6 protein-coding genes are annotated in these 9,632 nt (G+C 34.6%); 2 read left to right on the top strand and 4 right to left on the bottom strand.

Going from position 1 to position 9,632, the window contains the following annotated elements; translation table 11 throughout:
- On the top strand, positions 1-340 hold a 340-nt coding region (locus tag ACILQF_RS06775; RefSeq protein ID WP_395626659.1), incomplete at its 5' end, for a DoxX family protein.
- Between the two features lie 72 nt (positions 341-412).
- On the opposite strand, the gene ACILQF_RS06770 is transcribed toward ACILQF_RS06775, so the two are convergent.
- Together ACILQF_RS06770 and ACILQF_RS06765 are read right to left on the bottom strand one after the other, a co-directional pair.
- Entirely contained in the window at positions 413-1,927 is a 1,515-nt protein-coding gene (locus ACILQF_RS06770) for a SusD/RagB family nutrient-binding outer membrane lipoprotein (protein WP_395626658.1), read from the bottom strand.
- A gap of 19 nt (positions 1,928-1,946) precedes the next feature.
- Positions 1,947-5,054: a SusC/RagA family TonB-linked outer membrane protein gene (locus tag ACILQF_RS06765; RefSeq protein ID WP_395626657.1), complete on the bottom strand. Its 3,108-nt coding sequence runs from the start codon at positions 5,052-5,054 to the stop codon at positions 1,947-1,949.
- Between the two features lie 516 nt (positions 5,055-5,570).
- Between ACILQF_RS06765 and ACILQF_RS06760 the strand changes: the two genes are divergently transcribed.
- Positions 5,571-6,266 carry a hypothetical protein gene (locus ACILQF_RS06760; protein WP_395626656.1) on the top strand — a complete coding sequence of 232 codons (696 nt, stop codon included), beginning with the start codon at positions 5,571-5,573 and terminating at the stop codon, positions 6,264-6,266.
- A 716-nt stretch (positions 6,267-6,982) separates the two neighbouring features.
- Here the strand turns inward: ACILQF_RS06760 and ACILQF_RS06755 are convergent.
- Positions 6,983-7,948: a DUF1735 domain-containing protein gene (locus tag ACILQF_RS06755; RefSeq protein WP_395626655.1), complete on the bottom strand. Its 966-nt coding sequence runs from the start codon at positions 7,946-7,948 to the stop codon at positions 6,983-6,985.
- A 7-nt stretch (positions 7,949-7,955) separates the two neighbouring features.
- Complete coding sequence (locus ACILQF_RS06750) at positions 7,956-9,533, bottom strand: SusD/RagB family nutrient-binding outer membrane lipoprotein (RefSeq protein ID WP_395626654.1); 1,578 nt, start codon at positions 9,531-9,533, stop codon at positions 7,956-7,958.
- Positions 9,534-9,632 lie beyond the last annotated feature (99 nt).

The following is a 9,632-nucleotide window of genomic DNA, read 5'->3' as shown; positions in this document are numbered from 1 at the left end:
CATACTATTTATGCTACATGGATATCCAAAGTTATTAGGCGGACCCGAACAGTGGGAGTCTATTGGAGGGGCAATGAAGTACGTGGGAATAGATTTTTTACCAGCCGTATGGGGTTTATTAGCAGCGATAACAGAGACCTTTGGAGGGTTTTTAATACTTATCGGATTAGCTTTCCGACCAGTTTGCCTGCTGCTTACCTTTACCATGGCCATTGCAGCGACTATGCACCTAAATGGTAATGAAGGATTTATGAGTGCTTCTCATGCTATTGAAGTAGGCTCTGTCTTTTTTGGATTAGCTTTTATTGGTCCGGGGACTTATAGCGTAGATAAGAAGTAATTTCTGCCAAAACCTAATAAAAAAGGCTTCCTCTATTTAAAGAGAAAGCCTTTTTTATATGTTTAATTTGTTTTATGGTCTAGTATCCCAGAAAACTCTAGCTAACATATTTGCTTTTTGCTTGAAGTTGGTATTTGCACTAACCTCAGAATCGGGGTAGAACAATGAACGTGGAACACCACCAGTCATTGCAGCAACGCTAGCATCAACTGCTTGAAGGGTTGGATATCCAGTACGTCTCCAATCATTCCAAGGCTCTAAAGCAACACCATAATTAGCGATATATTTCTCTTTAATGATTTTTGCGATATTTCCATCTGCAGTTGTTGCATTCAAAGATCCATTAGCTAAAATATAAGCATCTTGATCAGCAGTACTTACTCCAGTCATACTCATGGAAGCTTTAATTCCTTCTTTAAAGAAAACATCTGCAGCTACTGCCCCAGTACCATATCTTAAAGCATGCTCAGCCCTAATAAAATTGTACTCAGCAAAAGTTAATAATCTTACAGGAGAGGATCCAGAGTAAGAATTATTGTATCCTGCTGCTGCAATAATTGCACCAGATGAATTAACACTAGCTGCAGGAATTGCATTTTTTAAGGCTCCTCTCAAGAATGTATGCAATCTAGAAAAAGCAAATGACTGTGCATCAAGTGGACTAGCGCCTTTATAATTACCTGATCCGAATGGGAAATCAGTAAAATAAGAAGATCTACGTGGATCAGATGTAGTATTCATCATATCCACAAGAGTTTTATTCGGGAAAAACTGATCTGGTCTTGAAATCTCAAACTGATGAATCGAATTTTGAGAAGACACCGCATCAACAAAACTCATTTGGAAATTATCAGCATTTGAACCTAAAAAGGCAGCAGAGCTGGAAATTAAAGCATCCATTTTAGTCTTAGCGAAAGTAGCATCTTTAGCGCTATAACGTAAGAATAAACGAAGCTTTAAAGTATTAGCTAATCTTTCCCACTTAGTTCTATTACCTTGGAAAATAGTCTCATTAGTACCAGGACTTAAAGCAGAACTTGTTGCTTTGATATCGGTAATACCTTGATCAATTAATTCAATAATCTTAGTATAGATAACTTCATCATCATCTAATTTGGGTTGATTAATTTCTGGCGACTTAAAAGCCTCAGAAAATGGTAAATCACCCCACATATCTACTGCCTGTGAATAAACATATCCCTTTAAAATTCTAGCAACACCTCTGTAGTGAGGGCTTTGTTCGCTATTTGCAATAATATATTCAATATCAGCTAGTTGAGTAGCAAATAGAGATGAATAAAGATTGTTTACATCAGTTGGTTGAATCTGATATCTAGCGTATTCACGCGATTGTGTACCTGCAGCACCTTGTCCAGCAAATTGCTGAGCAATAAGAGATGTATATCTGTGCATATCGCTACCACCTCTGAAACCTACGTTAACGGTTACGCTAGTAAGTACCTGGGCAATAGGTGCTGATGTTGGCGAGTTAGGACTAACATTAATGTCCACATATTTATCGCAAGAGCTAGTAACTAACAAAACAGTAGCTACTAAACCCATCGTTATATTTTTCATTATTTTCATGTTCACTGATTATTAATGGTTAAAAAGTAGCTCTCAAAAAGAATCCATAATTTCTGCTTTGTGGCAATCCATTAGCCTCAAAACCCTGAGAGTTAGATACACCTGTAGCATTTGTCTCTGGATCAAAATGAGGGAAATTTGGAGCATGTAATAACAAGTTTCTTCCGTTAAGACCAAGCTCTAATTTACCAATAGGAGTTTTCTCCAAAAACTTATTTGGCACATTATATGAAATTGAAGCTTCACGTAATCTTAACCATGAACCATCAAATACATAAGATTCACCCGTACCGAAATTATATAAGTTACTCCAGTATTGTTCAGCTGTAACAGCAGTAGTATTCGGTTGGCCATTTGCTAAGGTACCTTCAATAACATAAGGTTTTGCCACAGCACCACTTGCGTCAAATCTGGAAAACTCTTCAGTTTCCTTTGCTGTACCACTTCTGTATAAATCGCCAATGTTACGTGAGTAAACATCACCACCTTTACGGATATCAATTAGGAAATTAAAATTGAAGCTTTTGTATCTAATATTATTGGTGACACCGGCGGTCCAATCAGGATTAGTATTTCCAATAGCAGCGTTTAGCGGACTTAAAGAAGTTAATCCATTAGCGCCAATTAATAATTTACCATCTGGAGCTCTGTTAAATACAGAACCAAATAATAAACCATAAGATTGACCAGCATATAAACGAGTACCAGGAGTAGTAAAACCTCCCAATTGGATAAACTCAACACCACTAGCTAGAGATTCAACAATAGGATCTAATTTGGTGAAGTTAAAGGAGATGTCCCAAGAACCATTGCTTGTTTTTACAGGAGTACCAGTTAATAATAACTCAAACCCTTTTTGCTTCAAAGAACCAGCATTTCTGTTTTGAGAGGTAAATCCTGTTGATGGACCAACTGGAACAGCAAAGATTAAATCTGTAGATAAAGTATTAAAGTAATTAGCTTCGATACCTAATCTATTTTTGAAAAACTTAGCTTCTAATCCAATCTCTCTAGAAGTAGTGAATTCAGGGCCAAGATTTGGATCTGCCTGAGTATTACTTAAGGTACGTCCGCCTAAGCCATTGTATGGGAAGTTAATCACTGGTCCGAAACCATCGCTAGCTCCAGCCAGACCAAATAATGTATTGGTAGCATAAGTTCCTGCTTCCTTACCAACTTTAGCATAGTTAGCAGATAATTTTAAGAAACTAACTACCTCTGATTTCAAAGACGGGAAAGCTTCAGTTGCAATAAAACTACCAGCTACTGAAGGGTAGAAGTAAGAGTTTTTACCAGCACCAAAAGTAGATGAGTAATCGTTTCTACCAGTAAAGCTAATATTAGCAAAACCTTTGTAGCCAAAATTAAACTCTCCAAATAAACCTACCAATCTTCTAGTCGCAATAGAATTAAAAGCAGTCACAACAGCAGCATTAGAAATATTTTTTAAATCTCTAATAGCTAAATTTTTACCAGTTGTACTTGTATAAGTCGATCTACTTTCCACAATCTCATTACCAATGTTAAAATCTAATTTTAAATCTTTAGTAATGTTTTTATTACCTATTAATTGGATGTAAGAGTTAATATCTCTTTGCGATTGTGAACTATTAGCAATACCACCAGTACCACCAGCAGCTGTGTTTGCACCACCACGCGCACCAATTTGGTCATAACCAATTGTACCATAAGATGAAGCATCAACACCTAATCTATAATTCAAGGCCAACCATGGTTTAATATCATACTTTAATGACACATTAGCAATAACTCTGTCTAATTCATCATTAAAAGTATTATTCTTTAAAGTCCAATACGGATTATCTGTATTGTCAAAAAATATTTGATTTCCAGTTGCTGGATCCTCAAAAGGAATACCTGTCAAATCATAATTCCTTGGCATGAACCAAGATCTAAAAAATGGATTTGATAGCTGATTTCCAATTTGCGACTTTTCTGAAACAGCGGTAATGTACTGAGCTGAAACACCTGCAGTTAATTTTTCTGAAACTTGAGAATTAGCATTTAAACTAAAGTTATTTCTGTTTAAAGCATTGTTACTCAACATTCCTTTTTCTTGAAGATTTCCATAAGAAAATCTAAATGTTGACTTATCAGTTCCACCCTGGAAACTAACATTATTCTGAATATTATTACCTTTTTGGAAAATATCAGATACGTTATCAGGATATGCAGTTAATACTTCAGGCTTACCAAAAGAGTTTGTCACTGTTTGACCATTAATTTGGGGTCCCCAAGATAAGTTACTAATAGGATTATAAGTACCACCAGCACCTTGTGCATAGGTGTTTTGATACTCAGGCAATCTATTAACTTCAACTAAATTTAATGAACTATTGAAAATAACACTTGATTTTTCACCAGTCTTGCCTTTTTTAGTTGTAATCAAAATAGCACCATTTGCTGCTCTTGAACCATAAAGCGCAGCTGCAGCAGGACCTTTAAGTATTGAAATATTTTCAATATCTTCTTGGTTAATATCAATCGCTCTATTCGAATTAGAAACACCATTTTGTAAAGCATTAGATCCACCACCATTATCAATTGGCACACCATCTACAACAAAAAGCGGTTGGTTAGAACCAGTAAAAGTAGTAAAACCTCTAATGAAAATAGCTGTTGATGATCCAACCATACCATTTGATGAAGCAATACGCACACCTGGTACCTTAGCAGCTAATGCATTAACTGGGTTAGTAGTTCTACCAACTGTCAATTCCTCAGCAGAAATCGTAGCTGTTGAATAACCCAATGATTTTTTGTCCTTTTGGATGCCCCCTGCTGTTACAACAACTTCAGATAAGAGCTTTGAATCTGTTTGAAGGCTTACATTTACTACTGATGATTTACCAACATTAACCGTTTGACTAAGATAGCCAATAAAAGAAAAAGTTAATGCACTCTGAGTTTCTGGTACCTTAATAGAAAATTTACCATCTGCGCCTGTTTGCGCACCAACCTTGGTACCTTTAACTTGGACACTAACACCTGGAAGAGGCAAGCCGTCTTCTTTGGCAGTAACAGTGCCCGTTACGGTTCGTTCTTGCGCAACGGCGCTGATGGCCATAAAAAGCAGAACGAATAGACTTTGTAGAAGTTTTTTCATACTTAATTAATTTTTAAAATTTTGAATTCAAGAATAATAAACTGGTTCTCTTAAGACTAAATTTGTGAAACAATTCTGTTACCACAAAATTAATTTAGGACAACTTTCAATAATAAAACCATAAACATCTGTAAATAAGTTAATTAACTTATTTTTAGTAGGCCCGAAATCAATGTTATTACAATATTATGACTAATCAATTGCCATATTATTGAGGCATTGACCAAAAAAATAAACTGATATTAATAAAAGGTGTAGTAAAACCTGAGTTTAAATTTTTATAATAACTATAATTTTTAAAAACAGTCGATTAAACAACCTTTTATAGAAATAAATTAATTAATTTGAACTGTTCATGATGAAGACTGAGTTAAAAAAAAATAAAAATTGTAACAATACGACCCAAACTTGATTCTAATAAATCACACAATGTGATATCATTATACCTATTAATCACGTTAAACTCATAAAACTTAAAATAATTCCAATCTAAACAAATACAATAATCACCATATTATGAAAAAGTCAATTTTATTAGGCATTGCTATATTACTAACAATGGGCATTGCAAGCGCTCAAACTCCGAAGGAGCGAAAAAAAGTATTATTTGAAGATACTGAGCTTACTTACACGGTAACAGACAAAAATGAAAAAAATGGCCCTGTTTTTATTAAAGACAGTAAAAAAGATAAAACCTATTTAAAAGGTCTTAATGCTAAAGATAAGCCATCCGGTAAGTGGTATTTCTATAATGAGGATGGAACCTTAGAGAGTCATTATAATTTTGATTTGAACAAATTGCTCTACATTGATACAGCTTATTTGAAAAAAATAGAGGTAAAGATCTTAGACAAAGATCCTGAAATAGTACAAAATGCATCAATACCAACATTACTATATCCGTCCCATTTATTGCTGAAATTAATATCAAATGATGTACAAATATCAGATGCGGACTTCGGTGGGAAAAACCAACTTCCAATAAAATTGACGGTAATAATTTCAGACAATGGTGACACAGAATACTATGTAGAATATGCTGTAGGAAATCTATTTACGAAAAAAAAGGTGGTATTAACTACAAAGTTTTTGGATAATATTTGGATCCCATCACATTATAAAAATAAGAATATAAAATCAAGCTTTACAATAAACACATCCATTAACAGTGACTATAAAGCTGGTCACAGAAAGTTTAATTGGACCTATTAATATATTGTACTTAATAAAATAAATAAAAGATTTATGATATATTAAAGGGCAAGGAAAAGACCAGCGTAATTGGAAATTATAACCAGTCCTAAATAGCTAATACAGTTCATTAAAGACTAAATCATTCATTATATCGCAGTGGACTCCTGTTTACTGCGATATTTGTTTTTATAGGTTTTTATTGTGTTCTTGACGGTAGATTCAATTGTTTGGGTGAGGAGTTTTCCGGATTGAAATGTTATATTCTTTCTCTACCAAATCAATCATTATTTCAAAAATAATTGATTTTTTATAGGCTTATTCAACTTGCTTTTATAGCATGGAATTTTACATTTCTAGCAATCTAACTTGCTGTTGCAATTCCAAGAACCGCGGTTCTTGTGACTTTAGCATATTTGACGGTGTCTAATTCTCCAAATCAAATGTACCCTATTTCCTTAACCAATGGACAAGTGTTTGGCGTGATTGAATAGCGTATTTGGGACAAGCTCAAGCACATGAAAATGACACAAATTCAATCTCTTTTACAACGTCTAAATTAAAAAAATTGAATAATCCTCTTAACTAGGCTTTTCATAAGCGATTTTTTCTCCTTTATCCATAACGATAAAATTGTGTATCGATATTTTAGCTATAAACATTATAAATAAAAAAAGGATAGCAATTAATTTGCTATCCTTTTTTATTTATGCTTAGTTAGGCATTCGATGAATAATTTACCTAGCTTTTTTGTAAACTAACTTTGCAGTTACTTTAAACGGGGCAAAACCTGGCTGAGTCATAAAATAAGTAATAAAGACGTTTTTAGTTTTAGGATCATAATAGTTAGAACCTGTTGCAGTGTCGTCTAAATTCATTTTTCTACCGTTAGATGGTGCTAAAATTGCATTTTGAACAGAAACAACTTTATTCGTTGCTGCATCAAAATTGATTAACAAGTTTGTAGAACCAAACCCACTCACACCATTAGTAGAAGTAATAAGTGGCATCAAGAAATCTCCAAAAGCTGCATTCCACAAATTGTTAGCTGAAGCACCAGAAGATCTCAATTGTACATCATATGGATAAGTGAACTCAGTACCAGTTAAAAAGGTAGGACGATCAGCCGCTGTATGCGTAGCAATATAGGTATAAACTCCATCATATTTGTTTTTAGCACCAACTGCTAAAAGTATAGTACTAAAATTACCACTAATAGTACCCGATGACGTAGAAGTGATTTTCAAAGGAAGCGCATAATTTTTTGATAAATCAAAGGTGTTAGGTTTGAATTTAACCATAAATGTAGCTTTAGTTTTTCCTTTAGGAATAACCACACTAGTTACTGCTAATGAATATTTATCAGCTGGCATTAATGTGTAACTAGTTTTTTGCTCTGTGTTATAAGAAGTAATTGGAGCAACATCAGCAACAGCAATATTAACTGTAATATCCTCTGGAGCACCAGTTGCTGGTCCCGAATAACTAACAGTTACAGGAAGATTTTCTTCTGGTGTAACTTCATAACTGTGCACATAGGCTGGAATAGAGCTTCCAGCTACTGCGATATCGGTTGTATTCGAAAATTCAATTACATTAATACCCTTTTCAGGATTTAACACTACGCTATCATCTTTAAGACAAGAGCTAAGTGTAGAAACAACTAGCACTAGGGCTAAAGTTTTATTTACAAAATTTTTCATTTTCATATTAATTTAAGTCCCAAAATATTAATGAAGTAAACTTATTGATACCTGCAGGTGCATTAGTAGGATTTAAGTTATACTCAGCTTGTGGATAAAGAATTCTTGATGGTAATTTATCAGCACGAGTAGAAATCGACTTCAAAGATGCAAATGTTTTTAGAGGATCTATGGAACCATTTACAATTGTAGGGTAAGCAGTACGTCTAAACTCATTATAGCACTCATCATTTGCAATCATATTTAAAGCAACATACTTTTGAGTAATAATAGCTTCAATTTTTTGCTCCAAAGTAGTAGCTAAAGAAAAGTTAGCTAAAGGACTACCTACATTATTGGTTAGGTAAGAGGCTACATCAACAGTCACATTTTTTGAAGGATCAACAGTATTACCTACAGTTTTATACAAATAAGTAAATGATTGTTTGATGCCCTCATTGAAAGCAGTTTCAGCATTTCCTGTTAAATAGCCACGTGCATATGCCTCAGCTAATAAGAAATTAGATTCTGTAGCTAACAAAACTGGCGTTCCTTGTGTAGGACCTTTAGCGACACCTAATACATCAGTTGCGTTATTGCCAGTAATCCAAGCAGAACCTGCGGCCGCTGCGGGTGGTACACCTGTAGATTCATCACCTAATTGATTAATAATACTTGAAGGAAAACCTCTGTAAATTACAGCTCCTCTGAAATTATCACTCAATTTAGCACCAGTATAAAAACTGTAGATCCATCTTGTTGGAATTCTACTTGTAGTTGTATTTGTACCATTAGACGCAAAACCAATTGAATTATAAACAGGATTAGGTCTTTCAGTCTTAATATAACCAGGGTTTACGATTGCGTCTGTAGTTAAAAACCCGATGGTAGTGTTTATGCCAGAAAGAGCCGTTTTTGCTTCAGTAGCTAAAGCAGGCACACCTGCCATTTTAATCAACATACGAAGCTTTACTGTATTAGCAAACTTTTTCCAAAGGTCCATGTCTCCCTTAAACATCGGATCAGCACTAGCTGATACTTTATCAGTTGAAGCTATTGCCTGTGCTGCAGTAATGTCAGCCATTGCTTTATTTAATTCAACAATACAAGCTTTGTAAACATCAGGTCCTTTATCGTATTTAGGCTGCAAACTTAAAGCTCCTTTAAGTGCATCTGAATAAGGTAGGTCATTGTATTGATTAACTAAACGCTCAAAAGCAAAAGACTTCATGATACGTGCAATACCAGTTGAATAAGCTTGAGAAGGAGTGGATTTTGTTTCATTGATTATGTATTCAAAATCGTTCGCGTTATCATATGTAGAAGTCCATAATCCGGCAAAGTCACCTGTACCAAAATCATAAGTTACTACAGAACCAAATCCTCCGAAACCTCCAGCATTTGCTCTAGCTCCAGAAAAATCACCAAAACTTGTGTTAAAAGAAACACTAATTGAGGCTGCACCAACTATTGCCTGGGGCAATACTAAGGCTGGCGTAGCGGTAGTTAGGCTATTGGGGTTAGTATTGATATCCAAGTACTTTTTACAAGAACTTGCTCCAATAACTACCGCACCTAACAATATATATTTAAATATTTTTTTCATATTCTTTGTAATTATAAAGTTACTGATAAAGTCATACCATAAAATCTACCTGGAGGCGTTTGGCTTAGGGAAGTAAAACCGATTGCATTACTGCTCGCA

Source organism: Daejeonella sp. (assembly GCF_044232565.1).
Lineage (GTDB): Bacteria > Bacteroidota > Bacteroidia > Sphingobacteriales > Sphingobacteriaceae > Daejeonella.
Note: the sequence above shows the minus strand (reverse complement) of the source record. Positions and strands in the feature narration are given on the sequence as shown.